Source organism: Chondromyces apiculatus DSM 436, assembly GCF_000601485.1.
GTDB classification, from domain to species: Bacteria; Myxococcota_A; Polyangia; order Polyangiales; family Polyangiaceae; genus Chondromyces; species Chondromyces apiculatus.
Map to the genome: position 1 here is coordinate 1 of NZ_ASRX01000070.1, position 18,007 is coordinate 18,007.

Consider the following 18,007-nt stretch of genomic DNA (forward strand, 5'->3'; position numbering starts at 1 on the left):
CCGCCCCCTCCTGGCCCCCCCCCTCTCGTCGAGCTCGAACCCGCCACCTTCCTGAGCGGCGACGTCCCGAAGATCGACCAGAAGCTCTCCAAGCTCACCGACAAGATCGCCACCTGCGTCGCCGACCACGGCGGCCTCACCGCCAGGACCGGCACCCTCAAGCTCCAGTTCCTCGTCCGCGTCAGCGGCCGCGCCGAGAGCGTCGAAATCTCCAGCAAAAAGTCCCTCTCCGACGAAGCCGCCACCTGCATCCGCACCCTCTTCAAGGGCCGCAACGTCGGCACCCCCAGCGACGACCCCACTGGCGTCTCCCTCACCATCACCTTCAAACCCCGCTAACCCCACGAACGCGCGCGGTGCGGGAGCGGTGACGTCGGGAGCCGACGAGGCCTTTGCTGCGGCGGGAATCGGTGGGGAGGGAAATGTCCTCCGCGTTTCCACGGTGGCAAAGGCCCCGTCGGTCTCCGCCGCGCCGGTTCCCGCCGTGGAAACGGGTGGGGAGGTCCTCCCCACCGATTCCCGCCGTGACAAAGGGTGCGTCGGCGTCCGACGGAGGCCCTTCCACCGTGGAAACGGGTGCGTCGGCGACCCCCCCATTTCCACGCCCAGCCCTGGGTGCTCACATCCAGGCGGCGCCATCCAGATGGCCGGAGCCGTCAAGGCCAAGAAAGCCCGCGCCCACGCCGTCAGCGACTGGATGGAGATGGAGCGCGAACGCGGCATCTCCATCGTCAGCAGCGTCCTCCAGTTCCCCTACAAAGGCCGCCAGCTCAACCTCGTCGACTGCCCTGGCCACGCCGACTTCAGCGAGGACACCTACCGCGCCCTCATGGCCACCGACGCGGCCATCATGCTCCTCGACAGCGCCAAGGGTGTCGAAGCCCAGACCAAGAAACTCTTCCGCGTCTGCAAGCTTCGCCAGATGCCCATCTTCACCTTCGTCAACAAGATGGATCGCCCTGGCCGCGACCCCTTCGATCTCATCGGCGAAGTCGAAGAAGTCCTCGGCATCGGCGTCTACCCGGTCACCTGGCCCATCCATTCCAGCGGCAAGTTCCGCGGCGTCTATCACCGCGAACTCAAGCAGGTCTTCCTCTTCGAGCTCGTCGCTCATGGTGCCGAGATTGCCCCCATGGAGGCCACCACCCTCGACGCCCCCCACCTCCTCGAAGCCCTCGGTGACGAGGCCGTCAAGCAGCTCCGCGACGACATCGAGCTCCTCGAAGCTGCTGGCGACGCCCTCGATCATGAACGGCTGGCCCGCGGCGAGGTCACCCCCATGTTCTTCGGCAGTGCCCTCACCAACTTCGGCCTCCCCCAGTTCCTCGACGCCTTCATCGAGCTCATGCCCCCGCCGGCCCCGCGCACCAGCGACAAGGGCCCCATCGAGCCCACCGACGACCGCTTCACCGCCTTCGTCTTCAAGATCCAGGCGAACATGGATCGCCAGCACCGCGACCGCATCGCCTTCCTCCGCGTCTGCTCTGGCCGCTACGAGCGCGGCATGAAGGTCCGCCACGCCCGCACGGGCCGCGAGATCCGCCTCACCAACCCGGTGCAGTTCATGGCCCAGGAGCGCACCGTCGTCGACGACGGCTATGCCGGCGACATCATCGGCATGTTCGACCCTGGCCTCTTCCTCATCAGCGACACCATCTGCACTGGCTCCCCTGTCGCTTACGAGCCCCTCCCCCAGTTCCCTCCCGAGCATTTCGCCCGCATGGCCATGCTCGACCCCATGAAGCGCAAGCAGCTCAAGAAGGGCCTCGAACAGCTCGCCCAGGAGGGCTCCATCCAGCTCTTCCGACCCCCGGAGGGCCGTGAAGGCGAGTCCATCGTCGGCACCGTCGGCGAGCTCCAGTTCGACGTCGTCAAGGCCCGCCTCGCGGCCGAGTACAGCGTCGAGGTCCGCGTCGAGCGCCTCTCCTTCAGCTTCGCCCGCTGGGTCGAGGGCGATCCCTTGCCTCTCGCCGAGCTGGAGGGCCAGCTTTACGGCTACGGCGCCCTCGACATCCGCGACAACCCTGTCGTCCTCTTCAAGGGCGAGTGGCAGCTCGACGCCTGCGCCAAGGCCTTCCCGAAGACCAGGTTCCTCGAACTGGGCAACAGCGTCACCCCCGTCTGACGGCGCATCCCCGACCCCCGACCCCTCATCCTGGCCACCCGTGCGCAGCCCCCCTACGCTCGGGCCCATGCGCCTTCGCCCCGCCTTGCCCCGACCCGTTTCCGGTGGCGGCGTGCACTGCATCACCCAGCAGGTTCCGGTACCTTGACGGCGCCCGACACCAGACCACCACCCCGGAACTGCCCCGCATGCTCACCCTCGTCGCCATGGCCGACACCCACGGCTACCACGCCGGCTACGCCGTCCCTCCGGGCGACATCCTGATCCACGCGGGCGACTTTTGCCGCCGCGGCTCACCCGACGAGGTGCAGTCCTTCTGCGACTTCCTCGCGGCCCAGCCCCACCGGCACAAGATCGTCGTCGCTGGCAACCATGACCGCTGGTTCGAGGACGCGCCCCTCGCGGCGCGCGCGCTCCTGCCTCCTGGCGTCATTTACCTGGAGGACGAGGCCGTCACCATCGAGGGCATCAGGTTCTACGGCAGCCCCTGGCAACCCGAGTTCCATAGCTGGGCCTTCAACCTCCCCCGGGGACCGGCGATTGCCGAGAAATGGGCGCGCATCCCCGAAGACACCCAGGTGCTGATCACCCATGGCCCACCGTACGGGTACGGGGACCAGAACGACGACAGCGAGCGCGTCGGGTGCGAGGACCTCCTCCGACGCGTCCGGATCGTGCGTCCCAGGCTGCACATCTTCGGCCACATCCACGAGGACCCGGGGCAATGGCGCGAGGGCGCCACCACCTTCGTCAACGTCACCACGAACCAGTGCGCGATTCCCTGCGCGGTCCTGCGCTGGCCGCTGGAGCTGCCCGGGCCTCGCTGAGAGCCGCGCCGACGTGGAGGTGGTTCGTGCGGACAGGTGCGGTCTGCCCCGATCGGTGCCACAAGGGACCGCATGCTCACCAAGAGGAAGCTCGGAACACAGGGGCTCGAGGTCTCGGCCATCGGGCTCGGATGCATGGGGATGAGCCAGTCGTACGGCGTCCCTGACGACGACGAATCCATCGCCACCCTCCACCGCGCCATCGAGCTCGGATGCACGTTCCTGGACACCGCCGAGGTGTATGGACCGTTCACCAACGAAGAACTGCTCGGGCGCGCGCTCGCCGGGAAGCGGGACCAGGTGGTGATTGCCACCAAGTTCGGGTTCCGCATCGACGACGGCAAGAACCTGGGCACCGACAGCCGACCGGAGCACATCCGGGAGGTGGTCGAGGCCTCGCTGCGGCGCCTCCAGACCGACCGCATCGACCTGCTCTACCAGCACCGCGTGGACCCGAACGTCCCCATGGAGGACGTGGCAGGCGCGGTGGGAGAGCTGGTGCGTGCGGGCAAGGTGCGCTTCTTCGGGCTCTCGGAGGCAGGGGAGAGCAACCTCCGGCGCGCGCACGCCACGTTTCCGGTCTCGGCGCTGCAGAGCGAGTACTCGCTCTGGGAGCGCAACCTGGAGCCGACGATCATCCCGGCCCTGCGGGAGCTGGGCATCGGGCTCGTGCCGTTCAGCCCTCTCGGGCGAGGCTTCCTCACCGGCGAGGTGAAGCGGGCCGAGGCGTACCCGGAGGGCGACTTCCGGCGCCACGACCCGCGCTTCCAGGGCGACAACTACGACGCCAACGTGCGGGCCGCGCAGGCCGTGCGCGAGGTGGCGGCGCAGAAGGGCGCGACCCCGGGGCAGATCGCGCTCGCGTGGCTCCTGCACAAGGGCGAGGACATGGTCCCCATCCCGGGGACCAAGCGGCGCCGCTACCTCGAAGAGAACCTCGGCGCAGCGACGCTCCAGCTCTCGGCCGGGGACATGAAGGCGCTCGACGACGCGCTGCGTCCCGAGGCGGTGGCGGGGCCGCGCTACAACGACAAGCTGATGGCGACGATCGATCGCTGAAGCGACGCGAACCCCACCTGGAGGCCATGCTGCGGCCATGCCGCGGCGTCGCGGAAAAGAGCGCCGAGGGCGCGCATCGAGGTACGCCGGCACCCAGGTGCATGCGCCGCTTCGCAGCTCAGTTTCAGCGTCACGCAACGATTGCCAGCGGAGGGTGGACGCGTCGCGCGACCCCCAAGATCGTCTCGACGTACGCGCCCCGAAGTCCGTATCCTCCTGCGATCTCGCGGCTGTACACATGGACGCATGGGGGGCGGCCGCCGGGTGAAGAAGGGTTCATGCTGACGATCTCCAAGGCTCAGGTGGAGGCCTTCAAGCCGATCGCGCTCTCGGACTTCGAGGCCTCGATGGTCGACCACGGCGCGAGGTTCTCGCCCAAGCTGGCGGCGGTGCTGGGCAAGGAGCATCTCCTCGTGGTGGTCCAGACCGCGGTGAAGCGGGCCGCGCTCCATGGCTTCACCTTCACCGGACCGGTGCGGCTGTTCATCGAGCTCGGCTTCCTCTTCGGGAGCAGCTTCGACGTCGACCCCCAGTACCCCTGGGCCCGGGAGGCGCTCGGCGAGCCCGACCCCGACACCCAGATGGCTCGGGCGCAGGAGCTCCACACCGCCTCCATCGAAGCGCTGGACAGCATCAACGGCCCGGACGACGCCTTCCTCGACGCGGCCTTCCACAACCTCCAGGCGCTCGGCGAGGACATGCCCCAGATCCGGCCCGAAGAGGTCCCTGCCGTGGCCCTCTCGGCGATGGCGCAGATCCACCCGGAGAAGGCCGCCCACGTGGGCGAGGCGGCCCTGCGGTCGCTGATTGCGGCGGGCGAAGCGGAGGCGAAGCGGCACGGCCTCTACGACGGCCACGACATCCTGGTCCTCGTGATGCTCATGTTCGCCTTCGGGCAGGGTTGCACGGCGGACCCGCTCTACCCCTGGATCGAGCGCACGCTGGGCAGCGACAAGATCACCGACCCGGTGCGTCGGGCGCGGCAGCTCAAGCAGAAGGCGCTGACCTGGGTGCGTGCGGTCATCAAGAACAAGCAGAGCGACGGGTGAGCGACAGCGACGCCCGCGTGAGAGGCTCGGTACTCCGTTTCCCAAGCTCGTCCCTGGCCTTGGCGCCACGCTCGCGCGAAAGAACAGGGGTAGCGACCATCGGGAGCGTAGGGGCCAACAGGCCCCTGATTCAGCGTACGCAGCACCAGGAGTCTGACGCATGAGCGCATCGCGAACCCCGACCAGCCCGAGCGCTGGCGCTGGCGCTTCGGCGCCGATTGGCGGCCCCTCCCAGGCCCCCATCCCGCAGCCCCGGCCCGAGATGCCTGCGGCCTCGCCCCCTGCCGCCGTGTCCCCCGCGGCCGACCCTGCGCCTGCCGCACCCGAGGCGAGCGCGCCCGCAGCCAGCACCCCGGCCGCCAGCAACGGCGCCGCCTCGCCCACCAGCCCGAGTGCCGGCGCCGACGCCAGCAAGCCCGCCGACTCCGCGGTGAACTCCTGCCCTGTCGGCTGCCCCCGCTGCAAGGCGAAGATCACGAAGGAGCAGCTCAAGGAGATCTTCACGAGCGCCTCCGACGACAAGCTCACCGAGGTCGCGAACGCCTTCAACGAGGCCTTCGAGAAGTTCGAGATCAACACGTGCCTGCGCAAGGCGCACTTCTTCGCGCAGGTCCGCGAGGAGGTCGGCCCCACCGTGAAGAGCCTCGCGGAGAACATGAACTACTCCGTCGACGGCCTGAAGGGCACCTTCAAGTACTTCCGCGACAACCCCCAGGAGGCCGCCCTCTACGGCCGCTCCAAGGGCCAGGCTGCGAACCAGGAGGCCATCGGCAACCGCGCCTACGCCAACCGCCTCGGCAACGGCGACGCCGCCAGCGGTGACGGCTGGAAGTACCGCGGCAAGGGCTTCATCCAGCTCACCGGCCGCAGCAACTACCAGAACGTGCAGAACGAGATCGACCGCCGCTACCCCGGCTCCGGCGTCGACATCATGGCCAACGAGGGCGACATCCTCACCGTGAAGGGCGGGATGATCTCCGCGATGGGCTTCTGGACCCTCAACAACCTCAACACCAAGGCCGACATGGGCGCGCGCGACGCCGACGTCGACCGCATCACCGCCGTCGTCAACAAGCACACGCACTCCTACGCCGAGCGAAAAACGCACTTCAAGACCACGAAGAAGGTCTTCAAGGTGCCCGAGTGCCCGAACTGGGACGGCGACGGCCAGAACCTCCTCGACCGGCTGAAGTCCGCCGAGTGAGCGCGGGGCGGCGGCCTCACTCCGCGGGCGCGAGCTGCACATCGAGCTGCGCCCGGGTGCAGGACAGCCCGAAGTGCCCCGTGCAGATCGCGTCGAGCGTGACCTCGTGCGGGCGAAAACCAGGTTTCGACACGGTCACCCGACACTCCGGGCTCTGCCCCGGAATCTGGTGGTAGCCGACGTACCCCTGCGCGCTGCTCGTCAGGCGTATCGGCTCGTAGGAGGGGCAGAAGAGCGTCACCTCGGCCCCGGCCAGCGCCCCGGAGGGACTCTTGATGGTCCCGGAGAAGTTGAAGGCGGGATCGCAAGCCACCCCGAGGAGGGCGGCAGCCAGCACCATGACGTGGAGGGCTCTGGTTCGCATCTGCCTGAGCCGCGAGGATAGGCCCTCACGGCGCGCAGGGGCAGACTCCCGTGACGCTCTACTCCGACGTCTGGTCGCCGCTCTCCGCCGGCACCAGCTCCACATCGAGCTGCGCCGCGATGCACCCGCGCCCGAAGTGCGACGTGCAGACCTCTTCGACCGTGACCTCGCGCGGCTGAAAGCCCGGCTTCGAGACGACCAGCCGACACTCCGGCCCCACCAGGGGAATCTTGCTGTAGGAGAGGCGACCTTGCGCGTCGGTCTTGATGTGCTCCGACCTGTCCGGGGGACACGAAAGCAGCACATCGGCCCCGGCGAGTGCTCCGGAGGGACTCTTGACGGTCCCCTGGAGGTTGAAGGCAAACTCACAGCCCACCCCGACGAGGGCGGCCGCAAGCGCGGCGATCTGGAGGACTCTGGTTCGCATCTGCCTGAGCCGATAGAAGAGCACCTCGCGAGGGGACTGTGCTCTCCGGGGTGCTGCCAGCCCTCGAAGGTGCCAGCCCGGAGCCTCACGCCGAGCGCCACGAGCTTGGCCTGGCCGGGCCCGGCAAGCGAGGGGCTCAGCATGTAGGCTGCGCACACCTCCGCGGCTGTCCGGCCCCTGGTGGGCCCAGCGAGGCGTTGTGCGGACCGCCGCGGGTGCCGACAGAGCGTGGTGCTGGCTGGCGGCGTGCGCGTGAACGGGAGAGGCCGAGATGCGTCGTCGACAGCGTCTGTTCTTCGCGGGGATGGTGGGGCTCGTGGCGGCCGTGGAGGGCTGCAGCCAGGTCATGGTGGTCGAGGAGGCGCCGCCCCCCGGAGCCAGCGCCTTCTGCGACTGCTACACGGGCCCGGCGGGGACGGAGGACGTCGGCATCTGCCGGAGCGGGCAGCAGACCTGCAACGCGGATGGGAGCGGCTATGGCCCGTGCCTGGGCGAGGTGCTGCCGGGCAGCGAGACCTGCGACCCAGGGGCGTGGACGCGGACTGCGACGGCCTCGTCGACGAGGAGGGGCCGGGCTGCGCGTGCGGTGACGGTATCCTCACCGCAGGCGAGACCTGCGAAGACGGCAACACCAGGCGAGATGGGCAGCAGCTTGCCGGCAGTGGACCTCGGTGCAGGCGAGAGCGCCACGAGCGTCACGACAGGCGTCTCCCACACCTGCATCCGCCTCGCTGGAGGCAATCTCAAGTGCTGGGGCGACAATGAGGCGGGCCAGCTCGGACTCGGCGACACCGCCTCTCGCGGCAGCTCTCCGGACGCGCTGGGAGACAACCTCCCGCCCGTGAAGCTCTACTCCGGCGGCTGGTAGCTCCTCTGCGCGCCCCTCGCATTTTCCCGCCCAGCCCCGCTCCCCCCTCCCTGCGCCCAGCCCCCCTGGACAGCACGCCTTTGCCCCTCACCCCCGCGCCCGCGGCAGCCGCATCGTGAAGGTCGTCCCCCTGGCCTCGCTCGACGTCACCTCGATGCTCCCCCGGTGCGCCTCCACCACCTGCTTCACGATGTACAGCCCCAGCCCCACGCTCCGGTTGGTGATCTCCTTGTGCGACTCACCCCGCTTGAAGGGCTCGAAGAGGGTGGGTTGCAGCGCTTCCGGGATGGGGTTGCCCAGGTTGTGCACGGAGATGACGATGCTCTCCGCCTCGCCGCGCGACGTCACCGTCACCGGCGTGCCTTCCTGGCTGTACTTGAGCGCGTTCGAGACCAGGTTCTGCACCACCTGCGCCACCCGGTGGGGGTCCGTGTCTGCCTTCCCGTCGCCGGCGTGCGAGAAGCGCACCTCGCGCTCCGGATGCGTCACCTCCATCTCCACCAGCACGGCGTGCGTCACCGCGTGCACGTCGGTGGCGACGGGCTGGATGGCGATGCCCCCGCCCAGCCGGGACTGGGTGAAGTCCAGCAGATCGTTCACCAGGTCGGTGGCGCGGCTCGCGGAGTTCTGGACCCGGACCACGGTCTTCAGGGCCCGATCGCTCAGCTCCTCCCGGCGCGCCAGCAGCGTCGTGCCCATCTGGATGGCGCTGAGCGGGTTGCGCAGATCGTGGCTGACGATGCCGATGAGCTGCTTCTCGAACTCCGCCTGACGTGCCCGGATCGCCTCGGCCTCCTTCTCGGCGGAGATGTCCCGGCAGAAGACCGCGATGCCGCCGTCGGGCGTCGGGTTGGCCCGGAGGTCGGCCCACATCGAGAGCGGCGCGTAGTAGTCGATGAACTTCACCGACTCCCGCGCCTCCATGCAGCGGTGGTACTGCTGCCAGTACACCGACCGGGGATCCCCGGCGTCGGGGAAGACGTCCCAGAAGACCTTCCCCAGCACGTCCTCGCGCCGCATCCCGGTCATCCGCTCGTAGCTGGGGTTGACGGCCGTGACGCGGAAGTCGGCATCCATGGCGAAGAAGGCGTCCCCCATCGCCTCCAGCACCTCCGCCACCCGCTCCAGCGCCCGGCGCCGCGCAGCGTCTGCCCGGGCGACCTTCACCGCGCCCTGCAGGCGGGCCGTGAGCTCGCGCGCGCCGAAGGGCTTGATCAGGTAGTCGTCGGCGCCCGCGGCCAGCCCGTCCACCGTGGCCTCCTCGCCAGCGCGTGCGGACAGGAGCACCACGGGCACCCGGGCCGTACGCGGGTCCTCGCGCAGCGCTCGGGTCAGCGCCACCCCATCCATGCGGGGCATCATCACGTCCGAGAGCACCACGTCCGGCAAGCGCGCCCGCGCCGCCGCCAGCGCCTCCTCGCCGTCCGCCACGGCCTCCACCTCGAAGTGCGTGTCCAGCACGCTCTGCACGTAGGCCCGCATGTCGGCGTTGTCGTCCGCCAGCAGCACGCGCGTCCTCGGCTCCTGGCCAGCGGCCTCCCCGGGCGCTGACGGCATGGCCCTCACGTCGCCTGCGGCCCCCGCGTCTCCTGCGCCTCCCTCGCCTTGCCGCGCCCCGTCCTCGCCTTCCTGCGACCCTGGCACCCAGTGCGCCGCCTCGCGCACGAAGGCCTCCGTGCTCGCCGAGGGCAGCGCAGGCCGCGCCGTGGCCTGCACGCCTTCCGCGGGGAGGTGAGCCCTTCCCGCGGGCACGACGACGGTGAACGTGCTCCCCACGCCCGGCGCGCTCTCCACCCGCACCTCACCCCCGTGCAGCCGCACCAGCTCCTGCACCAGCGACAGCCCGATGCCGCTGCCCTCGTGGCTCCGGCCCTGCGCCCCCTCCACCCGGTGGAAGCGCTGGAAGAGCCGCGGCAGCTCCTCGGGCGGGATGCCCGTGCCGGTGTCCTCCACCGCCAGCTCCACGCCGTTGCCGGTCCAGCGCTGGCGCACGGCCACCTGCCCCGCCAGGGTGAACTTGAAGGCGTTCGAGACCAGGTTCAGGACCACCTTCTCCCAGAGGCCTGGATCGACCCACACCGGCTCTGGCAGCGGCGGACAGTCGACGACGAGGCGCAGGCCCGCCTTGACCACCACCGACTCGAAGGCGCTCGCGAGCCCGGTCGTCAACGCGGCGAGGTCGGTGGGCACGAAGGTGGCCCGCGACTTCCCCGCCTCCACCCGCGAAAACTCCAGCAGCGTGTTGACCAGCTTCAGCAGCCGCTGCGCGTTGCCGTGCACCCGCTCGAGCTGCTCGCCCTGGAGCGCCTGCGCGGGCGAGGAGAGCGCGTCCTCCGTGGGCCCCAGGATCAGCGTCAGCGGCGTGCGGAACTCGTGGCTCACGTTGCCGAAGAAGGCCGTCTTCTGCCGGTCCAGCTCTGCGAGCTTGGCGGCGCGCTGCTTCTCCTGCTCCAGCGCCCTGGCGCGCAGCACGTCCGCGGCCACCTCGCGCGACATCAGCCCCAGGAAGTCGCGGTAGGCCTCGTCGAAGGGCAGCCGCGGGCTCAGCCCCACCACGAGCACCGCATCGTTCTCGCCGCTCCCGCCCAGCGCGAGAGGCGTCAGCAGCGCCCGGCGCACCGGATCTGGCCAGGGCCCCGCGTGCAGCGCCCCCAGGCGCGTGTCCACGTCCTCGACGAGCCGCTCCTCGCCCGCGCGCAGCACCTCGGCCAGGGGCCACCCGGAGAGGTCTTCCCGCGGCACCCGCGAAGGCGCCCCGGTGTCGCCCTCCGTGAGGCCGGTGCGCATGACGAGCCGGTGGGTGTCCTCCTCCTGAACGTAGAGCAGCGCGAACGGCACATCCGCCCCGTTGTGGGCGAGCACCTCCTCGGCCGCACGAAAGACACCCTCCGCGTCCACGGCCGCCGCGGCGCGGATGGCCAGCTCACGGAGCGCCTTGAAGCGCCGCTCCCCCAGCACCTGCCCCGTCGTCTCGCTGGCGAAGTCGATCAGCCCGACGATCTCGCCGTGCTCGTCCCGCGCCGGCACGTACGAAAAGGTGAAGTACGACTCCTCCAGGAAGCCCTGACGCAGCAGCAGAAAGAGCTGGTTCTCCGAGTACGACGCCTTCCCGGTGCGCTTCACCCCCTCGAACATCTCCCGGATCACCTCCCAGACCTCCGCGAAGGTCTGCCGGATGGGGAGACCCAGGGCCTCCGGGTGCTTCTCGCCCAGCAGCAGCCGGAAGCTGTCGTTGTAGATCTGGACGTACTCGGGCCCCCACATGAGCAGCGTGGGAAACGGCGACACCAGCATCACGCTGACGGCGGTGCGCAGGGAAGGCGGCCAGGCCTCGGGGGGGCCGAGCGGCGTCTGGCTCCAGTCCTTGGCGCGCATGCGCGCCCCCAGCTCCCCCCCGCCCGGGAAGATGCGCTCGAGGTCGGCCTGCGAAGAAGACATGTCCGGAGAGGTCATCCCGCCTTCCTTGTAACCCCTCCGAGCGCCTGAAAGCGAGCGGCCCTGCGCCCGCCGCGAAGGCCCTCACCGGTCGTTCGTTCAGACAGCCCCCGCGGCGCGCGATCGGCGCGCGGGAAGCTCCCGCAATGTTTTCCCCCCCCGTGCTGAGGCTGAGCGCCCCCGGCTACGTGACGATCTCGCCCTCGTCCTCTCCGTCCCAGTAATGAATGCGCGTCGCGTGCACCTTGATCAGCACCAGCCCTGGCGTATCGACCCCTTTCTCGAACCACCGCTCCAGGTCGGGCACCCAGTGCTTCTTGAACTGCTCCTTGTCGCGGATCAGCTCGGCCCTGCCTTCCACCGCGATCATGATCCCTGGCTTGCCCAGCAGCCCCTTGTTGCCCTGGAACGACAGCGCCACCCTCGCCTCCCGCACGATGTCGCCGACCATCCGCGACTCTTCCTGCGTGAAGTAGAACGAGTCGCCGTCGTACGCGACGTCCTTGTTGTTGCTCATCGGCCGCCCGGCGATCTCGCCTCCTTCGGTGCGGGTCATGAGCATGGCGAAATCAATGTCGCCCATCTTCTTCGCAAGCTCGGGCAGGGTCATCGCGCTCATCTGGGTCTCCTTCGCTCGTCTTCCGGGCGTGCGCGCCCCCCGCGGCCCACTTCCCCTGGCTCTGATGGCCAGCCGCACGGAGGTCACGCGCACGCGTCAGTTCATCGTCCGCATCGTCCGCATCGTCCGCATCGTCCGCAGCAGTTCATGGGGCAGGGGAAGCGTCCTGGCCTCAAGAAACCTCGCGTTCTTCCCTGAGGGGCGCCCTCAACCGAGGGGGTGACGTGACCGTATTGGCGGGCCAGCCGAGCCTCGCCGGGCGTCACGCTGGGGAGCGCGGGGCACCAGCCAGGTGCCAGCCCGGAGCGTCACGCCGAGCGCCACAAGCTTAACCGTACCGTGCCCGGCGAGCGACGGTCGTAGCATGAGAGGTTGCGCACACCTCCGCAGGCTGTCCGTCCCCTGCTCCGGCAGGTCGGGTACGGAGCGCGCCGTCACGGGTGCCGGGCGGGTGGCAGTACCGGGTGGCAGCGTGCGCGTGAACGGGAGAGGCTGAGATGCATCGTCGACAGCGCTTGTTCTTGGTAGCGGCAGCGGGGCTGCTCGGTAAAGGCACATTCCTGTGCGCTTCTGCGCGATGGCCGGGTGAAATGCTGGGGGGGCAACGCCTATGGCGAGCTCGGGCTTGGTGACACCGCGCGCCGCGGGGACAGCGCAGGAGAGATGGGCGACAGCTTGCCCGCGGTGGATCTGGGCACAGCCACGACCATCACGCTGATCCTCGCGGGCCCCGCCTCCACCTGCATCCGACGCGACGAGGGCAACCTCAAGTGCGGGGGCTTCAACGACCAGGGCCAGCTCGGCCTCGGCGATACCAACGATCGCGGCACCTCCCCGACCCACATGGGCGACAACCTCCCGCCCGTGAAGCTCTACTCCGACGTCTGGTAACCCGCCCCCCGGCCCCCGCCGTGCTCGCCGTCCTGGAGGCCCGCGGGCTGGAGGTTCCAGCCCTCACTCCTCCAGCCAGATGGCGTAGCCCGGACACACGCTCACCGCCTCGCGCATGGCGCCGTGAAGCTCCTCCGGGGGCTCCTTGTCGAGCAGGATCACGATCCCGTCGTCCCGCTGGCCGAACACCTTGGGCGCCACCAGCACGCACTGGCCGGCCCCGCAGCACTTCTCCTCGTCCACGAGCACCTTCATCGTCGCTCTCCTTCCCTTCGGACCCTCGCAACCCTCGCAACCCTCGCAACCCTCGCTCTCCGTCGCGCCGGCTCTCGCGGCCCTGCGCTCACCAGGTGACCGGGAACTCGCGGATCCCGTACACGCTGGCGTCTTCCTTGAACGACAGCGTCTCCAGGGGCACCGCAGGCCGCAGCCCCGGGATGCGCTTGAACAGCGTATCGATCACGATCTGCAGCTCCATCCGGGCCAGGTTCTGCCCGAGGCACTGGTGCTGCCCGAAGCCGAATGCCAGGTGATTCCGCGCGCCTCGATCGATGTTCAGCGCGTCGGCGTTCTCGAAGACCTCCGGATCACGGTTCCCCGTGTTGGCCAGCATGAGCACGCCTTCCCCGGCCCGGATGGTCACCCCATCCAGCTCCACGTCCTCCCTCGCCACCCGCCCGAGCGCGGACTCCGCAATGGTGAAGTACCGCAACAGCTCCTCCACGGCCCCCAGGGTCTTCGAAGGATCCTGCCGGAGCGCCTCCAGCTTCTCCGGGTGCTGCAGCAGCATCAGCGTGCTCAGCGAGATCATGTTCGCGGTGGTCTCGTGCCCGGCAATGAGGAGCAGGAACGCCATCCCCACCAGGTCTCCGAAATCGACCCCGCCGTTCTCGCGCTGCTTCTGGATCAGACGGCTCAGCAGATCGTCGGTGGGGTTCTCCATCTTGGCCGCCACGAGCTTGCCCAGATAGGACGTCAGCTCGCCGAGCGCGTGCGTGAGCTCCTCCTGGGTCGTCTTGTAACTCACCAGGGTGCTGGAGCGCGTCTGGAAGAAATCGTGGTCGGCGTAGGGCACCCCGAGCATCTCGCAGATCACCAGCGACGGCACCGGCAGCGAGAGCGCCTGCACCAGATCCACCGGCCGCGGCCCGGCCAGCATGGCGTCGATGTGCTGGTCCACGATCTCCTGGATGCGCGGCCCGAGCGCGTTCATCCGCTGCACCGTGAACTCCCCGATCACGGTCCGCCGCACAGGCCCGTGGTCGGGTGCATCCAGCTCCAGCATCAGCGGCTTGAGGGCGCTCGGGGGCGCGTTCGGGCGTGCCGTGGGAAAGCCCGGGTTGCGCCGGCTGGAGCTGAACCGGGGGTCGGACAGGATCGCCCGGATGTGCTTGTGGCTGGTGACGGCCCACCCCGTCCTGCCATTGGGCAAGATCACCTTGGCAATGGGCGCCTCTTCGCGGAGCTGGCGGTGCTCCGGGCGCGGCCCGTACGGGCAGGTGCGGCTGATGGGAAGCGTCGGCACGGCATCGGCTGTCATGGTTCCACCTCTGTTCGGACCCAAACTAGCCGATCGGCAAGGACGTGCAAGTCGACCGGGCGCTCTTTGCTTGCCGATCGGCAAGGGTGGGAACTCCGCGCACCCGCCTGCCTTGCCGTCGGAAAACATGCCGAAGGGTGTGGAAGCGGGGTACTGTCCGGGCTTCCCCCGAGGATGGGCGCATGACGGCCGGCACCCCTGACATCGATACCCGAACACGCCTGCTGGACACCGCGCTGAAGCTGTTCAGCGAACACGGCATGGAGGGCGCGTCACTGCAGATGATCGCCGACCACCTCGGAGTGACGAAGGCCGCCGTCTACTACCATTTCAAGACCAAGGACGAGATCGCCGAGGCCGTCGCCGCGCCCGCCATTCAGCAGATGATCCAGATCGTCCACGAGGCGAGCCTGAAGCGGAGCCGGGGCGCGCAGAGGGACCACGCGCTCGCTGGATTCGTCGACCTCATCGTCCGTCACCGCATGCTCGTCGGCCTGTTCAACAGCGACCCCTGGTTCAAGCGCATCATCGACCGCGCGTGGCAGACGTCGCCGCGCGGCGACCTCAGGACCAGGATGAAAACCCTCTTCGCCGGCCCCGACCCCAGCATCGCCGACGCGATCACGGTGCACATCGTGCTCGCCGGTCTCGGGACGGCCGGCGGCGCTCCCGAGTTTGCCGACCTCGACGACGACACCCTCCGCCAGCACCTCCTCGACGTGGGCCGGCGCCTCCTCGGGCGCCCGCGGCGCTCGCGCCAACCCCTCCAGAAGCGCCGACGCAAAGCCGCCTCGCCCCGGTGATTCCCGCCCGCCGCGCGTGCGCACCGGCTCGGGCAGGCGTGGCCGGCGTCAGGCCGTGGGTCGGGGGGCTTCGTCGAGGAGCCAGCCCAGGTCGCTGGCGATCAGGTACGAGCTGACGAAATCGGTGCGCTCCACGCGGACACCCATCGCCTCCAGGGCCTGGGCCACCTCGCCGAGCGTGCCGGTGTCGTGGAAGGCCTGCGAGGTGGTGACGTCGCCGCTCGGACCGCGCGCGAGGTTGTCGAAGCAGTACGCCGCGCAGTGCTGGTCGACGAGCCGCTCCAGGTTCTCGATGAGGCGAAACATCTTCTTCGTCTCGCCCGGCGCGCAGGAGCCCTTCTCCGGGAGGTGCTCGAAGAGCAACGCGGCAAGCTCGCGCGTGTCTCCGTCCCCCTGGCAGAAGAGCACCATGGGCATGGCCGCGCAGGCGGGAGGGAGGGCCGCGAAGATCGTCCGGTGCTTGCGGCAGAGGCCCGGCAGCTCCTCCAGGGAGAAGAGCCACGCCTTGGCCGTCACCGGAGGCGCTGCCTTCGAGGCCGCTGCCTTCTTGCCCCCCTTCCTGGGCGGCTTCCTCGCGGCCGGCTCCGGCGCCTCCGCTCGGGGCACCTCGTCCCCAGCCTGTCCCTCCCCAGCCTGTCCCTCCCCGACGGCCTCCTCCTCCACGGGCTCCCCCTCGGCGGCGCGCCGGGCGTCGCGGAGCGCCTGGCCGGGCTTCTTGCCGTGCAAGGTGCCGTGGATGGCGGGCGCGATCTGCTGGGCGAGAGAGAGGAGCCGGCCCGTAGCCCGACGCAGCGCCACGTCGAGGGGACCGAAGAGCAGGTCGGCGTGGTCGCGGAAGGCCAGGGCGCCGCTCTCCAGGGAGTAGTCGAGGCACCCGAAGGAGAGGCCATCGTTCACCAGCGCGCAGAGCTTCAGGACGGCAGCGCGACGCGTGGCAGGCACCTCCTCGCGGCAGACCAGCATGCACGTGGCGAGGCAATTCTCGGTGTCGTAGCTCCAGATGAGCTTCTCGTAGACGGGATCGGCCTCGATCAAGGCGCCCGAAGCGACGGTAGTCTCGTTGACCTCGCCGAACGACTCGAAGGGCCAGGACACCTCCTCCGCGAGCTGCTCCGTCTCCGCGAGGAAGGCTTCAGCGGTTGGAGGAGAGGGGCTCTGGGCAGGCGCACGTCGGGAAGACTTCATGGCGAGATGCCAGCGTCGCACGTTTCGGGGGGTGGCAGGAGCCTTCCCGGCCTGGAGCGGGCGGCTCTCGCGGCCGCACAGGATGCGCGCGGCCCGGATGGTCCGGAGAGAGGGAGAGATGCCTCATCGAGATCATTCGTTCCTGGCTGGCATTCTCGGGCTCCTTGCGGCCGTGACCGGCTGCGGAGCGGACGACGACGGCGGCGCCTCCGGGCCGGGTCCAGGGCCCGAGGACGTCCCGGCCTTCTACGGCGGCGCCTCCGGGCCGGGTCCAGGGCCCGAGGACGTCCCGGCCTTCCGCGACGGCGCCGCGGATGGCCTCGGCTACGGGTCGGCCAGGGCGATACCCAGAACCGCGGTACCACCCTCGCGACCGGGGCGATGTCTCGAAGATGAAAGGCCCCGCGCCACCGTGCAGCGCGGAGCCTTTGTCCATCACGCGGAGGACCCTGCCAGGATCAGCCGGTGGCCTCCGCCTCGGCCGCCGCTTCTACCTCGGCCGCGGCTTCTGCGGCGGCCTCCTCGTTCGCATACCGCGTTTTCGCGGCCAGCCTGCCGACCTGACCGTGGTAGCGAATCGACTCCTCGAACGCGACCACCATCCCCGGATCCGAACGCTTCGCCGTCCGCCGCGCCGACTCCACCACGTGCCCCACCAGCGCCTCGCGCCTGTCCTCCAGGTGGACCTCGGTGTCATTGAGCACCTCGAGCAGCCTCTCCACCTGCTCTTTGAGCAAGCGCACCTCCTCGATCCGTCCCGTCAGCCCGTGGATGTCCGTGTGCAGCGTGGGCGAGACGTGGAGCGTCTGCGCGTGCAGCGGCAGCTTCGCCGAAAGCTCCATCTCCACCTTGGGCCACCCCTTTTTCTGGCGCCGCACTCCCCGCGCCGCGCCCCTGGCCATGCTCACCAGGACCCCCTGCAGTTGCTCGTAATTGATCTCATACGGGCCCTCGAAGGGCTGAACCATGTCGTTCGCCATGACGTGTCTCCTTGTTGTCGTTGCGTGCTGCACCCCGGTGACGAGGTGCGCGGTCAGTCCCCAATGCATCCAGGCGCGCGCCATGAAGGGACGGCGTGCACCTGTTGCTTCCTAATTCCGGACACTCCGTTCAACGCTTAAGGGGTGTCGTTGCATTTCGACGCTCTCCCCTGTCGATTGCTCCTACATCGTCGCCAGCTCTCTCCCTTCCTCCTGTCACGGGTGCGTGGCGGTCGGTGGACGGAGGGTTACGCTTGCGAGGCCGCCGCGTCCCCCGACAGGAGGTGAATGCCCCGCCGCGGAGACGCATTCCACGGGAGGCCGCGGGAAGAAGTGGCAGGGGTTGGGAGCGGAGGTCAGGGGCGGAGGGCCGCAGAGGTGGTGCGTGGGGGCGGTGCGCGGGGGGCGGGCCGCATGGCGGTCCAGGTCACGCGCAGGTGAGGAGGGTCGCCGTGGAGAGAGTGTTCGGTGTGGACAGAGCGAGCACCCCCGCATTCACCGGGAGCGCACGTGGCGTGCCAGGGGAGAGGGGAGCCGCGTACGTGAAGGGGTGACCACGTGCACGTGAAGGGGTGACCACGTGCACGCGAAGGGGTGACCACGTGCACGTGAAGGGGTGACCACGTGCACG

The 18,007-nt window shown here is 69.5% G+C and carries 16 protein-coding genes and 1 pseudogene; 9 read left to right on the forward strand and 8 right to left on the reverse strand.

Going from position 1 to position 18,007, the window contains the following annotated elements:
- The 6 genes from CAP_RS52830 to CAP_RS46165 all read left to right on the forward strand — a co-directional run.
- Positions 1-339: hypothetical protein (locus CAP_RS52830; protein ID WP_044248587.1), on the forward strand; the 339-nt coding region annotated here is incomplete at its 5' end.
- Positions 340-484: 145 nt separating this feature from the next.
- Positions 485-2,125: a peptide chain release factor 3 gene (locus CAP_RS34110; RefSeq protein ID WP_269324893.1), complete on the forward strand. Its 1,641-nt coding sequence runs from the start codon at positions 485-487 to the stop codon at positions 2,123-2,125.
- A 188-nt stretch (positions 2,126-2,313) separates the two neighbouring features.
- Positions 2,314-2,952, forward strand: coding sequence for a metallophosphatase domain-containing protein (locus CAP_RS34115; RefSeq protein WP_044248589.1), 639 nt, complete (start codon positions 2,314-2,316; stop codon positions 2,950-2,952).
- 72 nt (positions 2,953-3,024) lie between these two features.
- Positions 3,025-4,011 (forward strand): aldo/keto reductase, encoded by a 987-nt coding sequence (locus tag CAP_RS34120; RefSeq protein ID WP_044248592.1) that lies wholly within the window; start codon positions 3,025-3,027, stop codon positions 4,009-4,011.
- 278 nt (positions 4,012-4,289) lie between these two features.
- A complete protein-coding gene (locus CAP_RS34125) occupies positions 4,290-5,060 on the forward strand; it encodes a hypothetical protein (protein WP_044248594.1) in 771 nt (256 codons plus the stop codon).
- Positions 5,061-5,220: 160 nt separating this feature from the next.
- Complete coding sequence (locus tag CAP_RS46165; protein ID WP_156041390.1) at positions 5,221-6,264, forward strand: glycoside hydrolase family 19 protein; 1,044 nt, start codon at positions 5,221-5,223, stop codon at positions 6,262-6,264.
- Between the two features lie 16 nt (positions 6,265-6,280).
- On the opposite strand, the gene CAP_RS34135 is transcribed toward CAP_RS46165, so the two are convergent.
- Together CAP_RS34135 and CAP_RS34140 are read right to left on the reverse strand one after the other, a co-directional pair.
- The gene (locus tag CAP_RS34135; protein WP_156041391.1) at positions 6,281-6,628 is read right to left on the reverse strand and encodes a carboxypeptidase-like regulatory domain-containing protein; all 348 of its coding nucleotides are present in this window, start codon (positions 6,626-6,628) and stop codon (positions 6,281-6,283) included.
- A 58-nt stretch (positions 6,629-6,686) separates the two neighbouring features.
- Positions 6,687-7,055, reverse strand: a complete 369-nt coding sequence (locus CAP_RS34140) for a carboxypeptidase-like regulatory domain-containing protein (protein ID WP_156041392.1) — start codon at positions 7,053-7,055, stop codon at positions 6,687-6,689.
- Positions 7,056-7,326: 271 nt separating this feature from the next.
- On the opposite strand from CAP_RS34140, the gene CAP_RS34145 reads away from it, so the two are divergent.
- Entirely contained in the window at positions 7,327-7,923 is a 597-nt protein-coding gene (locus tag CAP_RS34145; RefSeq protein ID WP_081865555.1) for an RCC1 domain-containing protein, read from the forward strand.
- Positions 7,924-8,010: 87 nt separating this feature from the next.
- Here the strand turns inward: CAP_RS34145 and CAP_RS34150 are convergent, their stop codons facing one another.
- Complete coding sequence (locus tag CAP_RS34150; protein WP_052376504.1) at positions 8,011-11,376, reverse strand: ATP-binding protein; 3,366 nt, start codon at positions 11,374-11,376, stop codon at positions 8,011-8,013.
- Positions 11,377-11,542: 166 nt separating this feature from the next.
- The gene (locus CAP_RS34155; protein WP_044248603.1) at positions 11,543-11,977 is read right to left on the reverse strand and encodes a pyridoxamine 5'-phosphate oxidase family protein; all 435 of its coding nucleotides are present in this window, start codon (positions 11,975-11,977) and stop codon (positions 11,543-11,545) included.
- 558 nt (positions 11,978-12,535) lie between these two features.
- Here CAP_RS34155 and CAP_RS34160 point away from each other — a divergent pair.
- Positions 12,536-12,868 (forward strand): annotated as a pseudogene (locus CAP_RS34160) (hypothetical protein); the annotation flags it as partial.
- Between the two features lie 63 nt (positions 12,869-12,931).
- Here the strand turns inward: CAP_RS34160 and CAP_RS34165 are convergent.
- Both CAP_RS34165 and CAP_RS34170 read right to left on the reverse strand, forming a co-directional pair.
- On the reverse strand, positions 12,932-13,123 hold the full coding sequence (locus CAP_RS34165) for a ferredoxin (protein ID WP_044248608.1): 192 nt from the start codon (positions 13,121-13,123) through the stop codon (positions 12,932-12,934).
- An 88-nt stretch (positions 13,124-13,211) separates the two neighbouring features.
- Positions 13,212-14,408, reverse strand: a complete 1,197-nt coding sequence (locus CAP_RS34170; protein WP_044248610.1) for a cytochrome P450 — start codon at positions 14,406-14,408, stop codon at positions 13,212-13,214.
- 182 nt (positions 14,409-14,590) lie between these two features.
- Here CAP_RS34170 and CAP_RS34175 point away from each other — a divergent pair, with 182 nt between their 5' ends.
- Positions 14,591-15,211: a TetR/AcrR family transcriptional regulator gene (locus CAP_RS34175; protein WP_044248612.1), complete on the forward strand. Its 621-nt coding sequence runs from the start codon at positions 14,591-14,593 to the stop codon at positions 15,209-15,211.
- Positions 15,212-15,259: 48 nt separating this feature from the next.
- Here the strand turns inward: CAP_RS34175 and CAP_RS34180 are convergent, their stop codons facing one another.
- The gene (locus CAP_RS34180; protein ID WP_044248614.1) at positions 15,260-16,396 is read right to left on the reverse strand and encodes a type III secretion system chaperone family protein; all 1,137 of its coding nucleotides are present in this window, start codon (positions 16,394-16,396) and stop codon (positions 15,260-15,262) included.
- A gap of 458 nt (positions 16,397-16,854) precedes the next feature.
- Positions 16,855-17,376 carry a hypothetical protein gene (locus tag CAP_RS34185; RefSeq protein ID WP_044248616.1) on the reverse strand — a complete coding sequence of 174 codons (522 nt, stop codon included), beginning with the start codon at positions 17,374-17,376 and terminating at the stop codon, positions 16,855-16,857.
- Between the last annotated feature and the right edge of the window lie 631 nt (positions 17,377-18,007).

What these genes read in the sequence shown, in the direction of transcription:
- CAP_RS34120 (WP_044248592.1), top strand. Translation starts at nt 3,025, where the DNA reads ATGCTCACCAAGAGGAAGCTCGGAACACAGGGGCTCGAGGTCTCGGCC.
- CAP_RS34170 (WP_044248610.1), bottom strand. Translation starts at nt 14,408, where the DNA reads ATGACAGCCGATGCCGTGCCGACGCTTCCCATCAGCCGCACCTGCCCG.
- CAP_RS46165 (WP_156041390.1), top strand. Translation starts at nt 5,221, where the DNA reads ATGAGCGCATCGCGAACCCCGACCAGCCCGAGCGCTGGCGCTGGCGCT.
- CAP_RS34125 (WP_044248594.1), top strand. Translation starts at nt 4,290, where the DNA reads ATGCTGACGATCTCCAAGGCTCAGGTGGAGGCCTTCAAGCCGATCGCG.
- CAP_RS34165 (WP_044248608.1), bottom strand. Translation starts at nt 13,123, where the DNA reads ATGAAGGTGCTCGTGGACGAGGAGAAGTGCTGCGGGGCCGGCCAGTGC.
- CAP_RS34140 (WP_156041392.1), bottom strand. Translation starts at nt 7,055, where the DNA reads ATGCGAACCAGAGTCCTCCAGATCGCCGCGCTTGCGGCCGCCCTCGTC.
- CAP_RS34180 (WP_044248614.1), bottom strand. Translation starts at nt 16,396, where the DNA reads ATGAAGTCTTCCCGACGTGCGCCTGCCCAGAGCCCCTCTCCTCCAACC.
- CAP_RS34150 (WP_052376504.1), bottom strand. Translation starts at nt 11,376, where the DNA reads ATGACCTCTCCGGACATGTCTTCTTCGCAGGCCGACCTCGAGCGCATC.
- CAP_RS34185 (WP_044248616.1), bottom strand. Translation starts at nt 17,376, where the DNA reads ATGGCGAACGACATGGTTCAGCCCTTCGAGGGCCCGTATGAGATCAAT.
- CAP_RS34145 (WP_081865555.1), top strand. Translation starts at nt 7,327, where the DNA reads ATGCGTCGTCGACAGCGTCTGTTCTTCGCGGGGATGGTGGGGCTCGTG.
- CAP_RS34135 (WP_156041391.1), bottom strand. Translation starts at nt 6,628, where the DNA reads ATGCGAACCAGAGCCCTCCACGTCATGGTGCTGGCTGCCGCCCTCCTC.
- CAP_RS34155 (WP_044248603.1), bottom strand. Translation starts at nt 11,977, where the DNA reads ATGAGCGCGATGACCCTGCCCGAGCTTGCGAAGAAGATGGGCGACATT.
- CAP_RS34175 (WP_044248612.1), top strand. Translation starts at nt 14,591, where the DNA reads ATGACGGCCGGCACCCCTGACATCGATACCCGAACACGCCTGCTGGAC.
- CAP_RS34115 (WP_044248589.1), top strand. Translation starts at nt 2,314, where the DNA reads ATGCTCACCCTCGTCGCCATGGCCGACACCCACGGCTACCACGCCGGC.